The sequence below is a fragment of the Butyrivibrio sp. CB08 genome (assembly GCF_003625485.1).
In the GTDB taxonomy this organism is placed as follows: Bacteria; Bacillota; Clostridia; order Lachnospirales; family Lachnospiraceae; genus Butyrivibrio.
Genome location: NZ_RAIR01000001.1, coordinates 466,124 through 481,146, shown reverse-complemented (window position 1 = coordinate 481,146; position 15,023 = coordinate 466,124). Strand labels below are relative to the sequence as shown.

The window sequence follows — 15,023 nt, the reverse complement described above, 5'->3', positions numbered from 1 at the left end:
AAGGAATATTCACTCCTTGCTCTCTTCCCCATCATCGAGCCAGCTGTCGTCGATCTCATAGCCAAAGGAATCCTTAAGGAAATCCTTCCAGTCAAATACAGCCTCTACCGACTTGATCGCAACCTGGATCATGTCCTCATCAGGCTCCTTGGTAGTAAGTCTCTGAAGCCAGAGGCCTGGAGCAGAGATAAGTCTTATTAAAAAGAAATCTGTCTTGCCCGCAAGTCTTATTATCTCATAGGAAATACCTGAGATAACTGGGATCAGAAGAATCCTTATGACAATGCGCCAGATATATGAATCAACTCTGATAAAGAAGAACAATACTATGCTGATAAGCATTACAAACAAAATAAAGCTGCTTCCACATCTCTTGTGGAGTCTGGAGCTGCGCTTAACGTTCTTGACTGTAAGAGGTCTTCCCTTTTCGATGCAGTTTATGCACTTGTGCTCTGCACCGTGGTACATGAAGAGTCTCTTGATATCCTTGATCCTGCTGATAAGAAGGATATAAAGGATAAAAATAAGGATCCTGAGAACGCCCTCGATAATAGCAACTATGGAATCATTCCTTGCATACTTGGAGATAAACTCTGAAATAGCATAAGGAAGTACCATGAAAAGAGCTATCGCAAACACGAAGGATATAAGAGTTGTAACAACCATAAGGAAGGTATCCTCGTGGCCACTAGAAACCTTATCTATGCCTTCATCGAGCTTACTGGGCTTCTCATCTGTCTCCTCATAGAATGAAGAAGAATAGTTCAGAGACTTAAGGCCAAGGATAAGGGAATCAATAAATACAAATACTCCCCTTATAAAAGGTATATTAAGGAGCTTGCTGCCGTAAGCGATTCCGTGATACTCATCTACCTCAACAGCCACATCGCCATTAGGCTTTCTGACTGCCACAGCATACATATCCTTGTTTTTCATCATTACACCTTCCAGAACTGCCTGTCCGCCGATTCCGGAATAATGTCTAATCTTACGTTTCTTCATATTGTTCCTCGACTCATGTCATGTTGTAAAAAAAGAGGTCGAGGCTATTGCCTCAACCTCTAAATTGTCTTCTAAAACTATGAACCTGAAATTACTTGTTGTCCATGCCGTATTTCTTGTTGAACTTATCAATACGTCCACGAGCAGCTGTAGCCTTCTGTGTTCCTGTGTAGAAAGGATGGCACTTTGAGCAAATTTCTACGTGAATCTCGCTCTTTGTTGATCCAACAGTAAATGTGTTACCGCAGTTGCAAGTAACTGTTGCCTGATGGAATTCTGGCTGGATGTCCTGTCTCATATCTTCTCACCTCACTATATCTAAATTATCATATCTGTTTCCGACAGATATCTCATCAGTACGTATCGTACCTGACGCTGTGATTTGCAAAAATCAACAATAGTTACCACTGTTTCACAACAGCTATATAAATATAGCATACTATCTTCTGCAAAGCAAGACATTTTTTATCACTTATTTAAGGTACTTCTTGAGCTTGGCCCTGACCCTCTGCATGGCGTTATCTGTGGATTTTTCATCTCTGCCAAGGACCTTGGCTATATTCTTGACGCTCATACCTGTGATGTACAGATCAAGGACCTGTCTCTCTAATTCGCTGAGCTCTTTGTCTATGTTTTCTTCTAAGATCTTAAGGTTTTCCTGATCCAGAACATACTGCTCCGGGATAAGGTTTGAATCAGACTCCAATATCTCCTCAAGAGATACATCTGAGCCCTGCTCAGAATCCTCTCGGCTTGCATAGATTGAAATGTAGCTGTTTAACGGAGTGTGCTTTTTTCTTGAAAGCGCCTTGATGGCAGAGTACATCTGTCTTGAGATGCACAGATCCGCAAAGGTAGAAAAGCTGGCATCTCTGCCACTGTCATAGTCCCTTACGGCCTTAAACAGCCCTATCATCCCCTCCTGGATCAGATCATCTCTGTCCGCTCCAAGGATGTACATGGATGCTGCCTTCTTCCTGACAAGATCCTTGTACTTGTTCATGATATAGTCGATGGTTTCATTGCTTCCACCATCATGTATCTGAATGATCAGCTGTTCATCATCCATGCTGTCAAACTTGGATTCGTTCATCAAAGGCTCCTTTGTCTTACCACCTCAAAAGCAAGAACACCTGCAGCTACTGATGCATTAAGGGAATCAATATCTCCCTTCATAGGGATAGATGCGATCATGTCGCACTTTTCTCTTACAAGTCTTGATACTCCGCTGCCCTCATTGCCAATAACAAGGCCAATTGGTCCCTTAAGATTAAGGTCATACATTCTGGTTCCTCCCATGTCTGCGCAGGCAAACCAAAGTCCCTTATCCTTAAGATCCTCGATAGTCTGGGCTATATTAGTAACTTTTACAACAGGTGTATAGTTGAGGGCTCCAGCTGAAGCCTTGGCAACTGTGGCTGTAAGTCCAACTGCTCTGTTCTTAGGAATGATAACTCCGTGTGCACCAGACAGATTAGCTGTCCTTATGATAGCTCCAAGGTTGTGGGGATCCTCAATGTTGTCCAGAATAAAAACAAATGGATCTTCGCCGCGAAGCTCAGCCAGATTAAAGATGTCCTCCATTTCTGAGTACTTGTAGGCAGCTGCAATAGCTATAACGCCTTGGTGCTTGCCTGTTTCAGACATCTGATCCAGCCTCTCACGGCTCACAAACTTGATCAATGTGCCGCTTTTTTTGGCTTCTCTTCTGATGGTCGCAACAGGTCCATCCTGGCAGCCATCCAGTATATATAACTTATCTATTGTCTTTCCAGAACGATATGCTTCGATGACGGCATTTCTGCCCTCGATCTTCTCTTCATTTCCGGGATTGACCATTTCTTTTTCCATAGATTAAACCTCAATTACAAAATATCATTCAAACCAGCTCTGTCGATTCCAAGCTTGATAAGCTCCATGGCTCTGTCAGTATTGCCCAGAAGGTACAGATATCCCATAACAGCCTCAAAACCAGTTGCCTCAAGGTACTCAATAGTAGAAGCATTCTTGGCCTTGGTGTGGGGCTTGGAATTCCTTCCCCTTCTGAAAACATCTCTTTCCTCTTCTGTCATATCATCCATAATAGCCGCCGCAATAGCAGCCTGAGTGGGCGCTTTAACAATAGCACTTGCTTTTTTATGAAGGTTATTGACCGCCGTATTACCTCTGTTGACCAGAACTGATCTGATGACCAGATCAAATACTGCATCTCCGATATAGGCCAGAGTAAGAGGTGAATAGGTCCTTATGTCCTTGGAATCAATGCCAAATTTGTCATTGATATATTCGTTTAAACTATCTGCCATTTAACTCCCTCACGGGTATCCTTGATCTCAATACCCTTACTAAGAAGCTCATCTCTGATAGCATCTGCTGTAGCAAAATCTTTAGCCTTCTTGGCCTCAGCTCTCTTCTCGATCTGCTCCTCAATGTACCTTAGAAGCTCAGGATCAACATCTGCGCCGCCCTCTGAAAGCTTCCTGGCATGTCCGATAAGATCCAGAGAAAGAACCTTGTCAAAGCTCTCTACAAGAGCAAGCTTGGTCGCATCGTTAGTGTCAGCCTTAAGAGCATCATAGAGAACTGTGATAGCCATTGATGTGTTCAGGTCGTTTGAAACAGCGTCCCTGAACTTACCTTCAAACTCTGCCTTAACAGCTTCGTCTACAGCGCCTTCATTCTTAAGCTCAGCCACACGCTTAACCAGCTTATCAAATACCTGAACTGTATTATCAAGAGCGTCATAAGAAAACTCAAGAGGCTTGCGATAGTGTGACTGGAGGCAGAAGAATCTGTAAACCAGTGGATCGTAGCCCTTCTCCTGAAGAACAGAAACTGTAAGAACTGCTCCCTTGGACTTACTCATCTTGCCTGATCTGTCATTTAAATGATTGGAGTGGAACCAGTATTTGCACCACTCATGTCCAAGATAGCTCTCAGACTGTGCAATCTCGTTGGTATGGTGAGGGAAAATGTTATCAACACCACCGCAGTGAATGTCGATGTACTCACCAAGGTGCTTCATGGAAATGCATGAGCACTCAATGTGCCATCCAGGGTAACCAACTCCCCATGGGCTGTCCCACTTAAGAGCCTGGTCCTCAAACTTGGACTTGGTAAACCACAGAACAAAGTCTGTCTTGTTCTTTTTATTGGTATCCTCTTCAACATCGTCACGAACGCCTACTTCAAGCTGTTCCTTTTCAATTGATGAAGAGAAAACATAGTAGTCATCAAGCTTGCTTGTGTCAAAATAGATGTTTCCGCCAGCCTGGTAAGCATAGCCCTTCTCAAGTAGGACCTCTACCATGTGAATAAACTCAGGAATGCAGTTGGTTGCTGGTTCTATAACATCTGGTTTTTTATTGCCAACTGCCTCAAAATCCTTAAAGAACGCATCTGTGTAGAACTTAGCGATCTCCATAACGGACTTGTGCTCTCTCTTTGCTCCTGCAAGCATCTTGTCTTCACCTGTATCAGCGTCAGATGCAAGATGTCCAACGTCTGTGATGTTCATAACTCTCTTAACGTCGTATCCAGCATAGCCAAGAGCCTTCACAAGAACGTCCTGCATGATGTAGGTTCTGATATTACCAATATGAGCATAGTGATAAACGGTTGGTCCGCAGGTGTACATTGAAACCTTGCCATCTTCACGAGGGACAAACTCGTCAATATTTCTTGTTAATGAATTGTAAAAACTAAATTTCTCCGCCATTGTAAACTCCTCACAATCTATATATTATCAGCCTCTGTCGCAACCCTGACACCTGCTACATCGCTCGGCATCATCTGCGTAGACTGAACTGAAGGCATCCATAGGGCTTGTCAAAAGACATATCGCCTGGGATGAGATTCCCTCTCCAGATCCGGTAAATCCAAGGCCCTCTTCAGTTGTAGCCTTAACATTGACCTGGGATAAAGAGATACGAAGGGCCTGTGCTATATTGATCCTCATCTCATCTATATAAGGTCTCATCTTGGGAGCCTGGGCAATTATTGTAGCATCAATGTTCTCGATAACATAGTGCTCTTTGTCTACCATATCCGCAACCGCCTTTAAAAGCGCGCTAGAGTCTGCTCCCTTATACTTTGGGTCCGTGTCCGGAAAGTGTTTACCTATATCGCCAAGAGCCGCAGCTCCTAAAATCGCATCCATTATGGCATGGAGAAGAACATCCGCATCAGAGTGTCCAAGAAGTCCCTTCTCGTAAGGTATCTTAACACCGCCGATAATAAGGTCTCTGTTCTCTACCAGCTTATGAACATCGTATCCCATTCCAATACGCATATCAATATTCCTTTCTACATAACATCATCAGCGTAAAAACAGCTCCACTATAAACGCTGCAAGGCAGGAAACACTTGCAACCGTAAGAAGGCTCTTTTTATTAAAGGCCAGTAAAAGAGCTATGGCAAATCCCACCACTGATGAAATAAGATAGTCTGTGGCACTAAGTATAGCAGGAAATGTCATTGCTGCAAGAGTCGCATAGGGAACATAATGCAAAAATGATCTGATAAACCTGCTCTTGATCTCTCTTCTGATAAGGGTGAGAGGAAGTGCTCTTATTATATATGTTACTACAGCCATAAGGATGATATAAAGATATACTCTGCTCATGCCACATCTCCCCCTTCATCCTCTTTAATAGGGGCAAAATATGCAGCTGCCGCAGCAACTATGACTGTAATAATGATGATCCTGAATCCGGATGAAATGTGTTCTGCAATAACTGGTACATAGGTAAAGATACTGCTAAGAGCCATCGCAGAAACTACTGTTCCAAGAACAGCCTTGCTGGTCCTGGTGTCCGGAATGATAATAGCGATGAACATTCCATAAATGGCAAGTCCAAGGCAGCTTATCAGTCTCTGAGGCATGATCTGTCCGGAAAAAGCTCCAAGAACAGTTCCAAATACCCATCCAAAAACTGATGTCACGATAAGGCCATAGGAGTAAGGAGGCTTAAGCTCTCCCTTTCTCAAAACGCTAAGGGCGAAGATCTCATCTGTAACACCATAGCTTATGGCAAGTCTCTTCATGGTCCCCACTGATGAAGAGAGCTTCTGGGAAAGAGCTGTACTCATAAGCATGTATCTTAAGTTGATAATAAACTGAAGGATTGCAAGCTCTATAAAGCTTCCGTTCCTCGCGATCACATCAAGGGCAGAAAACTGACCTGCACTTGTGACATTAAGGAGCGAGGTTATCGCTGCCTGAAATGTTGTCATTCCTATCTTGGAAGCCTCAATTCCAAAGGCAAAAGACACTGCAATGTATCCAAGACAGATAGGGATCGCATCATGACACCCTTCAAAAAACTCATGTTTACTGCTTCCACTCATACCTTAAACTCCTGGCACCTCTTAATGACCGCCTCGATATCATCACTAACAAGGCTCCCCTGGATCATAGGGCTGTTTCCACCGCCCTTGGCACCAAACTCCTCACGTAAGATTCCCTGTAACAGTCTGGCCTCTGCGCCATCTGTTCCCGATGCAACTATATAGCGATAGCCTTTATCAGAATCTCCTGCGAAAACTCCGCAAAAGCCAGGATGCTCAGCTGCAAGCATATTAACAGTCTTGCGCATCTGGTTCTGATCAAAGGACGACTCTTTTACCAAAAAGACTGAAGACAAACTCTTATCTATTTCCTGAAGTTCATAGTCAAGGAGTCTTCCCTGAAGCTCGGCAACCTGACTCTTAAATAAACCAAGGTCGCTCTGAAGTCTTCCTACAGATTCTACGATCTTGTCCTGACTGGTGGTAAAGATACCAACCAGGTCCTCAACTATACCATGCTCTCCATTTATGTACTCAAGAGCTCTCTTGCCGCACAGGATGCTGACTCTTATGCCTCCCTTGTAGTTCTGGGTCTTAACAACCTTAAGTAGGCCTATCTCTCCAGTTCTTAACACGTGGGGAGCGCAGCAGGCACATACATCAACGCCTGGTATTGTCACTATCCTGATAGCTCCTGTAAGCTCCTTTTTACTTCTATAATCTATTGTTTCAAGTTCCGTATCTGAAGGGAACTCACACTTAACCTCTAAGTTAGCCCAGATAGCTTCATTTACTGAAAGCTCTATTCTGGCAATATCCTCATCAGTCAAAGGGCCGTTGTAATCCATGGTCACTTCGCTGTCTGATAAATGAAAGCCCACATTGTCATATCCAAACCTGCTGTGAACAATTCCGGAAAAGATATGCTCTCCTGTGTGCTGCTGCATATTGCTGAATCTGTGGTCAAAGTCTATCACTCCATGAACCTTGGAGCCTTCTGAAATAGCCCCATCGATAACATGGGTTATTATTCCATCACTGATGGATACGTACTTAACAGTGTGTTCCTTGCCACTGTCATCTATGAGTTTGCCCTGATCGCAGCTCTGTCCTCCCTGCTCAGGGAAAAAAGCTGTCCTGTCAAGGCACACAAAAAAAGAGCCATCGCCGCCATCTTTACAGGATGTGACAGTAGCTTCAAATTCCTTAAGATATGCATCTTCATAGTAAAGTTCTAAAGTATCCGCCATAGATTACATTTTACAAAACTCGCACCTTTCTTGCAATAAAAAAAGAGACTGCATTATGCAGTCTCTAATGGTATCTCGGAAAGTTCAGATAATACTCTGTTCCTTATATCTTCCTTTTCAGTTTTAAGAGCAAATGCAAGCTCAGTATAAAGGAGCTTCTCTGCCATAAGGAGATGCTTCTCATTGAGGGATGCAAACTTCTTGCCCTCTGCCTCTCTCATAGCCTTGATCCTGCGAAGGGATTTAACAAGACTCATCATCTCTTCTGCTACATTTCTCTTGATCACTTCCATGATGGCAGGCTCAGCCTTCTTGCCCTCTGGAAGCTCAAGCTCCATCATATCTTCTATATCGTCAATGAGTCCCTGTGCCTTCCTTGCACTTACAGCCTTGCGGATCTTGGACTCAGCGCCTTCAACGGGAACATAGAGAACACTTCCTGCATCCACTGCAGAAACCATCTGATAATACTGTTTTTCTTTTCCCCTCTCAAGGAAAGACGGAACCAGTATATCACTTACACTACACAGACCGTGACTGCCGTAAATTACGCATTCTCCAATTTTTAACATATGTTCCTCCTTATATTATTTAAACAACAAAAAACTACCTGTTTGGAAGCGCTTTCAGCATATCGATTATAACACAATATTACTTTTTTTGTAATATTTTATCGTGAATTTTTTATGTCTTTTTTGTGTTCTCCCACTCCAAAAATGTCATTAAATTAACATGTTCAATCCTGGTCTCACCAAGCATTATAACCTTGCACTCAGGATTGGTATGGTGGTAGGTAAAGCCACATTTTTGCTGCACCTTTTTTGATCTTTCATTGCCATCAAAATAGGCGCAGTAAATCTTCTGCATGGACAGGTCCTCAAAGCCGTGTCGGATCATCTCTTTTGACGCCTCTGTGGCTATACCCTGTCCCCAAAACGGAACTCCTACCCAATAGCCAAGCTCTGCAGCCCCCTCTTCAAGAGGTCTTTCAGGGCTTCCCTCAAGGGTAAGGCCGATACTGCCAATGGGCTCATCCTCTTTTCCCTTATAGCAGATGGCATAGATCTCAGGTCCTGCAAAGATAGTCCTTATCACTGCCCTTGAGTAGTTCTCGTCCTTGTGAGGAAGCCAGCCTGCGGCGGGACCCACTCTTTTGTCAGAAGCATATTTAAAGAGGCTGGAAGCATCTTCATCTCTCCAGCCTCTTAATATTAGTCGTCTTGTCTCTAAGATCATCTTCTCACCAGAATTACAGGGTAATGTAGTTAAATCCAGTCCTAGCTGTGAACTGATCCATTGATTTCTTAAACAGAGTGATGTAGGCTTCCTCTTTATGTTTTGCCTCATGGGTCAGGTAAAAGATAACCTGGCCGCTCTTAATATCCCACTCGATGTCGTGAGTTGGATCAAGGGCATCGATATCCTTAAAGGAAACTCCATATTTTTCTCTGCAGAACTGGTCACGGTTATCAAGGTCCATAGCCACTTCGATGATCTGGCCTTTGAACTTAAGGAGCGTGTCAAGCTGTTCCAGCATGATCTGCTGAACTATATTAAAAGAATTGATCTCATATCCTACCAGTCTCATATCTGAGATGATCCTGTCAAAATCCACGTAACATAGAGCAAAGGGATCAACCTTACCTTCACCATAAGAAAATACTGCATCATATAGAGCCTCGTTCATTGCCTATCTCCTTTCTGTGCCTTAAGAAACTCAATATATTCATCTTCAGGGATCGGTCTTGAATAATAGAATCCCTGTAAATATTCTACACCTTTTTCAACAAGAATTTCAGCCTGTTCTACAGTTTCTACACCTTCTGCCAGGATATGGAGTCCATAGTCCTTAAGGAAACTGATGGAATACTCAAGCATTCTCATATTCTCAGGTTTTGACTTATCAAGACAGTTCCATACGAATTCCTTGTCCATCTTAACAAGCTTATAATCCATCTTAAGAAGCTCTAAGAGATTTGAATATCCTGATCCAAAGTCGTCCATGGAGAAAGTACTTCCCATCTCTTTGAGCCTTTGAACATTTTCTTTAAATGCATCGTCGTTGTTGATATAGGCCGTCTCTGTGATCTCGAAGTTGATGAACTTAGGAGGAATATGATATTTCTCCATCTTGTTCATAAGTCTTGCATAGGTCTGTTTGTCTACTACTTCGTGTCCTGAGAGGTTAACTTCTACAGTCTTTACTCCGTAGCTTGAGAGATTTTCTTTTGCAATGAAGGAACATACCTTTTCAAACACCAGATCATCGATATCCTTGATAAGTCCGCACTTCTCAGCAATAGGAATAAAGTCCTCAGGGGAAATATAGTTCTCTGTCTGGGGCCTTCTAAGTCGAACAAGAGCCTCTGTTGATGTAAATCTGCCCTCTGTGACACTAAGGATTGGCTGGTAGTATACGTCAAAGGCCTTGTCGATAACGGCCTGTCTAACCACGTCTTCTACGCTGTTTCTATATACCATCTTATCAACGATGGTCTTATTGATAACAAGATAAGGTGCAGCCTGGGTGTATACATATTCTCCGGATACGTAGCTTAAGATCTGAAGCGCCTCATCAACATTCTGTGTACATTTTGGAATCTCAAGGACTGCATAGGTGAGCTTGTAGTTACTGCTGTCATCCTTGTAGTTGGCTACTATGGACATGAGAGCCTCAACCTTCTCGGGATCAACTACTACAAAGGACAGAGTGTTCCAGGCTGAAAGATAGGCATCTATTCCAACATCCTGAGAGATCATATTTGAGATATCGGCCTGAAGAGAAATAAGGTGCTGTCTGTCCTCTCCTGAAAGAACCGATGTCCTTCCTGTAAAGATAACTGAAGCAATAAAGAAATGTTTTTTATATCCGAACATATCGATGAGGGTTACCTTAAAGGCCTCATCGTTTCTGACATTTGGAAGTGCCTTTTCATAATATTCATTGGGGTTCTCCAGATACAGGAAAAGAACCAGCGCCATCAACATGACTGCAACTGAAGATACCTGATATCCATGGAAAAAGAACTGGAAGAATGAAAATACTACCCACAGAATAAGTCCAAGAACTATAGCCTTGAATTCTTCTCTTCTAAGCCTGTGTCTGTGGATGAAGGTCAGCACAAGAGAAAACGCAATATAAAAGAAACCAACAAGATAGCATATGAGCACTGCCACACCATAGCTGTAGTACTCACCTGAAGCATTTCTTGTATAATATATCTTTCCAAAGATAATGGTAAAAAATGAGATGATAGCTGGAATAGTTAAAAAAGCTATTATTGACTTCGACACGACTCTTCCAGTCATAAGCTTGGCGTATACATAGATGACTATCATGAATACGCAGAAAATGAGAGTTCCAACATAGAGTCCCTGGGTAGTTCGCCTAAGAACCCTGAAAGAAGCATCAAGCTTGGTAAATACCGCACACTCGACGATCTCCGCCACCATGCATACAGCTGCCGAAACAAGAAAACAGAAGAATATCCGCGTCGAAAAAACCTGCGGCATATTCTTCCTCAGATACATAACCATAAGAATTATTAAGACTGATATTGCAATAATCGGTGTACGGATTTCCATACACCGATTATAATACATTTTCCCTATGACAACAACATATTTGCCTTCGCAAGCTTAACGTAAAAATAGGTAATTGGAAGGAAGCTCTGGGCGAAACTCTTGGTAGCGCCTTGTCCTACGATAACCGCGTCCTCCACAATCCGCTTGTTTCCTGAAAGAGAATGGGATTCGCCGTAAGATCTTCTAAAGGTCTTTTTGCCAAACTCAAGGTACTTGTTATCTCCTGTAAGCTCGTAGCCAATGGCCATTGCCTCAAGCAAAAGCGTATTGGTACCATTCCTACTTAGGCTTGGAAGCTCCTTATATACGAATATTCCCTGGGGAGTCATGAAATTCTCCGTCAGGTCATCTATTGCCCTTAGCATCATCTCTTTTAACTCATCTGACGGAAAGGCCCTGTAATAGCGCATAAGTGAACCGACTGCCACAGAGATCATAAAGCCGACTCTTATGGTGGTGTTGTCTGTATATGGTGCAAGCCAGTTGTCATATCTCCCATTCCAGGCCTTAAACTGCGACACGATCCACTGGCACTTGGCTGTCCACTTCTCATCATGGGTCTCCAGGAAAAGAGCTGTCAGCGTCCTTAATGCCCATCCAGTCTCCCTGGCACTGCTCTCTCCCGCCACCTGGTACATTGGTGTTTCCAGAAGGCGGAGGACATTTTCACCAATTCCTATAGCTGTAGAAAGAGCTCTCTCATCACCGGTAAAGTGGTACAGATCAAGAAGTCCCTCTACCCACTCGTGGCTGCATACCATCTCGCCCTTGCAGCCATTTCCTTCTTCTGAGCCTCCAGTGTGGCGCCTTGTGTGCTCCCACTGTCCGCCCATCCTTAATGGGTCGCTTGAATAGTGGCAAACATCCACATCCATCCAGTGCCATGCAGCAACATTGGCGTAGTCTAAAAACCTTCTGATACCGGTCCTTGCATACATCATGTACATGGCGTGAGGAAAATCATATTCGTTGTTGGTCCAGACAAGATTACCTGCTCCCCTTCCCTGCTCTGTGTAGCCAGGATCCGGAGCGTCGCCAAAATTCAGCATTCCATAGCATCTTGCGTGGCCATCAGCCTTCTCGATAAGTGACATCTCAACAAAATCATCCTGCTCATCAAGAGGTAGGAAAACCTCTGGCATAACCCCGGCCTTCTCAAATACCATAGGGTCAAGGCATGGCTCATCAGGCATCTGATAGATGATGCTCCTGTTATCAAGCTCATATATAGGCTCATCTGCGCTGTGGAAGTGCAGCATGAATCTCTGCTCTCTCGCCATTCCTGATGTGAATACCACTGGCGAAGCCGCTGTCTTATCAGCGTTTATGTTCTGGTCAGGTAAAAGAAATACCAAAAGGCCTGATCTATCGCTCCTTACCGCCTTTGGGTAGTTCTGGAAAGCCTGAAAAACAGTGGCACAAACACCTATATTCTCAGAAGAGTCAGTGTAGTCTGCAAAGAATGTTCCATAGAAAACCTCTGCAAAATGCTCATTGGCCTGCTTCTTGAGCGTCTCCGCAGTTATTGTATTTTCAAGCCTGCTTCCGCTCATGCTGATGGCAAAATCAGTCCTGTAATTGGAGCTGCCAACCATGGTCCTGAAGCCAGCCTGGTCACTACCTGCTTCAAATTCATATTTTGGAAGGTCCTTAGTGCCAGTTGTCCTGACAATATCGCCAGACTCCACAGTCTTTTTGGTATCACCGCAGCCTGTGGAATCAACTTCTTCACTAATAACCTTAGGACTTTCAAAGGACATATCCGCATCATCAGAAGCCTTCAGGGCAAATACAATATCATCTGGTTTTATATCGCCGTCTGTGGCATTTATGAAGCGAAATCCCATATCCATCCAGGGTTTACCCGCTGTTACAGAGATCCGCATCTCAAACTTAATTCCATCTCCTGTAAGTTTAAGGGATTTGGGAATACATCTTCCGCTTCCCTGGAGAACTGTAAAGATATCTCCCTCCTTAACAGTCTTCCACTCATCAAAGACAGTATCTAATCTCTCGCCGCCTATAGTCACATATGGGCCAACGAACCTGTCAGATGTAAAGGATACGCCGTTATAAGTAAAGGTTGTAAAAAGCTCTTTTCCCCCGTCTCGTACAGTGAATCTAAGCTTGCCATTATCTAAAGAGATCTCATCCCCGGCTCTGGAGACAGTGATCCTGTCAGTAAAAGCCTTATCTTCAGCGGCACTTCTGGCAAGTTCATAGTCATCATCACCCTTGTAGGTAAGAAGCATCTCTTTTCTGGCGTTTCCTGGAAGGTCAGCAAGAAAATGAGTGTAGATGTATCTTACAGAACCGTCCTCCCAGCTGGAAGTTAAGTGCACCTGCGCTGGGACCTTCCTGTCCACATCCAGTATCGTAACTGTATCAATATCCTGCTTAAAAAGAGCTCCCTTTGGAAAAGGAACGCAGATTCCGCATAGTTCCTTGATCCTGTCATCCTTGTAAAGCTTGTCAAAATAAATCTTCACTTGCCACCTCCATGATCTGATAAACCAATTCTATGTCATCAGACCATAATAAACTCATAGAATCATACGAAGTGTCAAAGAAAAATTATTATTTCGTGCTTATATCTGAAGAAGATATGATGTGTAGCCAGGTATCTCAAGGCCTCCGCCAAAATCGATATCAGCTCCCGTGATAAGATCTGTGGCTCTTCCAGCTCTTGCATCAAAGTGGGCATGGAATGGATTCTCGTCAGCGTTTATCACAACAAGGACTCTGTCTTCTGCCGTCTCTCTTTCAAAGATGCACTGCCTGTTGGTGAGAACAAGGGACTTGAATCCGCCGTAGTTAAGGGCATTTGATCCGCTCTGAGCCTTGCAGAGGGCTGCTATATGATCTGTAAGCTCGTTCCACTCCGGCTCATCAAAGCATGGACGAAGCGCAGGATCACCCTGGGACTTATCAGCCTTTGTGCCCCACTCACTTCCGTAGTAGACAGTTGGGATTCCAGGCATACCAAACATCAAAGTGTAGATGAGCTTTAAGTGATTTGGATTGACCAGGGTGCTGGCAATCCTTGAAACATCGTGATTGTCAACGAATGATAACAGGTGTTTCCCTTTATATAGCGTCCAGTTCTCAGGTCCAAACTGCCTAAGAAGTGAATGAACTATTTCAAATAAGTTCATGCTGTTAAGGGCTGAGAACATTCCTTTGTAGCATTCATAGTTGGTGGTAGAATGACACAGGTCATCTCCCATGATGCGGTTGTAATCACCGCCTATCATCTCTCCCATCAGGAAGAAATCTTCTTTCCAGTTCCCAGTCTCGTAGCGAAGGCGTCTTAAAAAGTCAGTATCTACGCAGTATGCAACGTCGAGCCTAAGGCCATCGATGCCAAACTCATCGATCCAGAATTTTACGCTCTCAAGCAGATAGTCAGTAACAGCAGGATTTCTAAGGTTGAGCTTAACAAGGTCGTAGTTTCCTTCCCAGCCCTCGTACCAAAGTCCGTCGTTGTAGTTACTGTTTCCGTCAAAGCTTATGTGAAACCAGTCCTTGTATGGAGAATCCCACTTCTTTTCAAGGACATCAGTAAATCCAAAGAATCCTCTTCCAGCGTGATTAAATACACCGTCTAAAACAACCTTTATCCCCTCTTTATGAAGAGCCTTGCACACCTTCTTAAAGTCGTCGTTGGTTCCAAGACGAACGTCTATCTTCTTGTAATCCCTGGTGTTGTACCCATGGGTATCTGACTCAAATACAGGGTTAAAGAGGACCGCTCCAACTCCCAGCTTCTTAAAGTGAGGTATCCAGTCTATTACCTTTAATATCCTGTGCTCAAGCTTCCCGTCATTTTCAAAGGGTGCTCCGCAAAAGCCCAGTGGATAGATCTGGTAAAAGTTAGTTTCATAAGCCCACATATTA

The 15,023-nt window shown here is 43.6% G+C and carries 16 protein-coding genes; all 16 read right to left on the bottom strand.

All coding sequences use genetic code 11. From position 1 onward, the window contains the following. Positions 1-9: 9 nt before the first annotated feature. Positions 10-1,002 (bottom strand): DUF1385 domain-containing protein, encoded by a 993-nt coding sequence (locus tag D6855_RS02140; protein WP_120737553.1) that lies wholly within the window; start codon positions 1,000-1,002, stop codon positions 10-12. 91 nt (positions 1,003-1,093) lie between these two features. Then, positions 1,094-1,300, bottom strand: a complete 207-nt coding sequence (rpmE, locus tag D6855_RS02135) for a 50S ribosomal protein L31 (RefSeq protein ID WP_022765874.1) — start codon at positions 1,298-1,300, stop codon at positions 1,094-1,096. Positions 1,301-1,474: 174 nt separating this feature from the next. Then, positions 1,475-2,095 carry an RNA polymerase sporulation sigma factor SigH gene (sigH, locus tag D6855_RS02130; protein ID WP_120737551.1) on the bottom strand — a complete coding sequence of 207 codons (621 nt, stop codon included), beginning with the start codon at positions 2,093-2,095 and terminating at the stop codon, positions 1,475-1,477. Next, entirely contained in the window at positions 2,095-2,853 is a 759-nt protein-coding gene (gene rlmB / locus D6855_RS02125) for a 23S rRNA (guanosine(2251)-2'-O)-methyltransferase RlmB (RefSeq protein WP_120737549.1), read from the bottom strand. The genes sigH and rlmB overlap by 1 nt, the downstream gene beginning before the upstream one ends. A 14-nt stretch (positions 2,854-2,867) precedes the next feature. Beyond that, complete coding sequence (locus D6855_RS02120; protein WP_120738131.1) at positions 2,868-3,308, bottom strand: Mini-ribonuclease 3; 441 nt, start codon at positions 3,306-3,308, stop codon at positions 2,868-2,870. Continuing rightward, positions 3,293-4,720 carry a cysteine--tRNA ligase gene (cysS, locus tag D6855_RS02115; protein WP_120737547.1) on the bottom strand — a complete coding sequence of 476 codons (1,428 nt, stop codon included), beginning with the start codon at positions 4,718-4,720 and terminating at the stop codon, positions 3,293-3,295. The genes D6855_RS02120 and cysS overlap by 16 nt, the downstream gene beginning before the upstream one ends. Positions 4,721-4,747: 27 nt before the next feature. After that, the gene (gene ispF / locus D6855_RS02110) at positions 4,748-5,293 is read right to left on the bottom strand and encodes a 2-C-methyl-D-erythritol 2,4-cyclodiphosphate synthase (protein WP_120737545.1); all 546 of its coding nucleotides are present in this window, start codon (positions 5,291-5,293) and stop codon (positions 4,748-4,750) included. A 27-nt stretch (positions 5,294-5,320) separates the two neighbouring features. Next, positions 5,321-5,626: an AzlD domain-containing protein gene (locus tag D6855_RS02105; RefSeq protein WP_120737543.1), complete on the bottom strand. Its 306-nt coding sequence runs from the start codon at positions 5,624-5,626 to the stop codon at positions 5,321-5,323. Continuing rightward, positions 5,623-6,351: an AzlC family ABC transporter permease gene (locus D6855_RS02100; protein WP_120737541.1), complete on the bottom strand. Its 729-nt coding sequence runs from the start codon at positions 6,349-6,351 to the stop codon at positions 5,623-5,625. Before D6855_RS02100 ends, D6855_RS02105 begins: the two co-directional genes overlap by 4 nt. Next, a complete protein-coding gene (locus tag D6855_RS02095; RefSeq protein ID WP_120737539.1) occupies positions 6,348-7,541 on the bottom strand; it encodes an alanyl-tRNA editing protein in 1,194 nt (397 codons plus the stop codon). The genes D6855_RS02100 and D6855_RS02095 overlap by 4 nt, the downstream gene beginning before the upstream one ends. A 53-nt stretch (positions 7,542-7,594) precedes the next feature. Beyond that, complete coding sequence (locus D6855_RS02090) at positions 7,595-8,113, bottom strand: CarD family transcriptional regulator (RefSeq protein WP_120737537.1); 519 nt, start codon at positions 8,111-8,113, stop codon at positions 7,595-7,597. A 112-nt stretch (positions 8,114-8,225) separates the two neighbouring features. After that, on the bottom strand, positions 8,226-8,777 hold the full coding sequence (locus D6855_RS02085) for a GNAT family N-acetyltransferase (protein WP_120737535.1): 552 nt from the start codon (positions 8,775-8,777) through the stop codon (positions 8,226-8,228). Between the two features lie 13 nt (positions 8,778-8,790). Further along, entirely contained in the window at positions 8,791-9,228 is a 438-nt protein-coding gene (locus tag D6855_RS02080) for a hypothetical protein (protein WP_120737533.1), read from the bottom strand. Next, positions 9,225-11,054: an EAL domain-containing protein gene (locus D6855_RS02075; RefSeq protein ID WP_158589445.1), complete on the bottom strand. Its 1,830-nt coding sequence runs from the start codon at positions 11,052-11,054 to the stop codon at positions 9,225-9,227. Before D6855_RS02075 ends, D6855_RS02080 begins: the two co-directional genes overlap by 4 nt. A 95-nt stretch (positions 11,055-11,149) precedes the next feature. Continuing rightward, the gene (locus tag D6855_RS02070) at positions 11,150-13,615 is read right to left on the bottom strand and encodes a hypothetical protein (protein ID WP_120737530.1); all 2,466 of its coding nucleotides are present in this window, start codon (positions 13,613-13,615) and stop codon (positions 11,150-11,152) included. A gap of 99 nt (positions 13,616-13,714) precedes the next feature. Next, positions 13,715-15,019, bottom strand: a complete 1,305-nt coding sequence (locus tag D6855_RS02065; RefSeq protein ID WP_120737528.1) for an alpha-amylase family glycosyl hydrolase — start codon at positions 15,017-15,019, stop codon at positions 13,715-13,717. Between the last annotated feature and the right edge of the window lie 4 nt (positions 15,020-15,023).

Bases quoted from the DNA above. Each gene is read 5' to 3' on its own strand.
- rlmB (WP_120737549.1), bottom strand. From the start codon at position 2,853: ATGGAAAAAGAAATGGTCAATCCCGGAAATGAAGAGAAGATCGAGGGC.
- sigH (WP_120737551.1), bottom strand. From the start codon at position 2,095: ATGAACGAATCCAAGTTTGACAGCATGGATGATGAACAGCTGATCATT.
- cysS (WP_120737547.1), bottom strand. From the start codon at position 4,720: ATGGCGGAGAAATTTAGTTTTTACAATTCATTAACAAGAAATATTGAC.
- D6855_RS02140 (WP_120737553.1), bottom strand. From the start codon at position 1,002: ATGAAGAAACGTAAGATTAGACATTATTCCGGAATCGGCGGACAGGCA.
- D6855_RS02100 (WP_120737541.1), bottom strand. From the start codon at position 6,351: ATGAGTGGAAGCAGTAAACATGAGTTTTTTGAAGGGTGTCATGATGCG.
- D6855_RS02095 (WP_120737539.1), bottom strand. From the start codon at position 7,541: ATGGCGGATACTTTAGAACTTTACTATGAAGATGCATATCTTAAGGAA.
- D6855_RS02065 (WP_120737528.1), bottom strand. From the start codon at position 15,019: ATGTGGGCTTATGAAACTAACTTTTACCAGATCTATCCACTGGGCTTT.
- D6855_RS02075 (WP_158589445.1), bottom strand. From the start codon at position 11,054: ATGCCGCAGGTTTTTTCGACGCGGATATTCTTCTGTTTTCTTGTTTCG.
- D6855_RS02120 (WP_120738131.1), bottom strand. From the start codon at position 3,308: ATGGCAGATAGTTTAAACGAATATATCAATGACAAATTTGGCATTGAT.
- ispF (WP_120737545.1), bottom strand. From the start codon at position 5,293: ATGCGTATTGGAATGGGATACGATGTTCATAAGCTGGTAGAGAACAGA.
- D6855_RS02085 (WP_120737535.1), bottom strand. From the start codon at position 8,777: ATGATCTTAGAGACAAGACGACTAATATTAAGAGGCTGGAGAGATGAA.
- D6855_RS02080 (WP_120737533.1), bottom strand. From the start codon at position 9,228: ATGAACGAGGCTCTATATGATGCAGTATTTTCTTATGGTGAAGGTAAG.
- rpmE (WP_022765874.1), bottom strand. From the start codon at position 1,300: ATGAGACAGGACATCCAGCCAGAATTCCATCAGGCAACAGTTACTTGC.
- D6855_RS02105 (WP_120737543.1), bottom strand. From the start codon at position 5,626: ATGAGCAGAGTATATCTTTATATCATCCTTATGGCTGTAGTAACATAT.
- D6855_RS02090 (WP_120737537.1), bottom strand. From the start codon at position 8,113: ATGTTAAAAATTGGAGAATGCGTAATTTACGGCAGTCACGGTCTGTGT.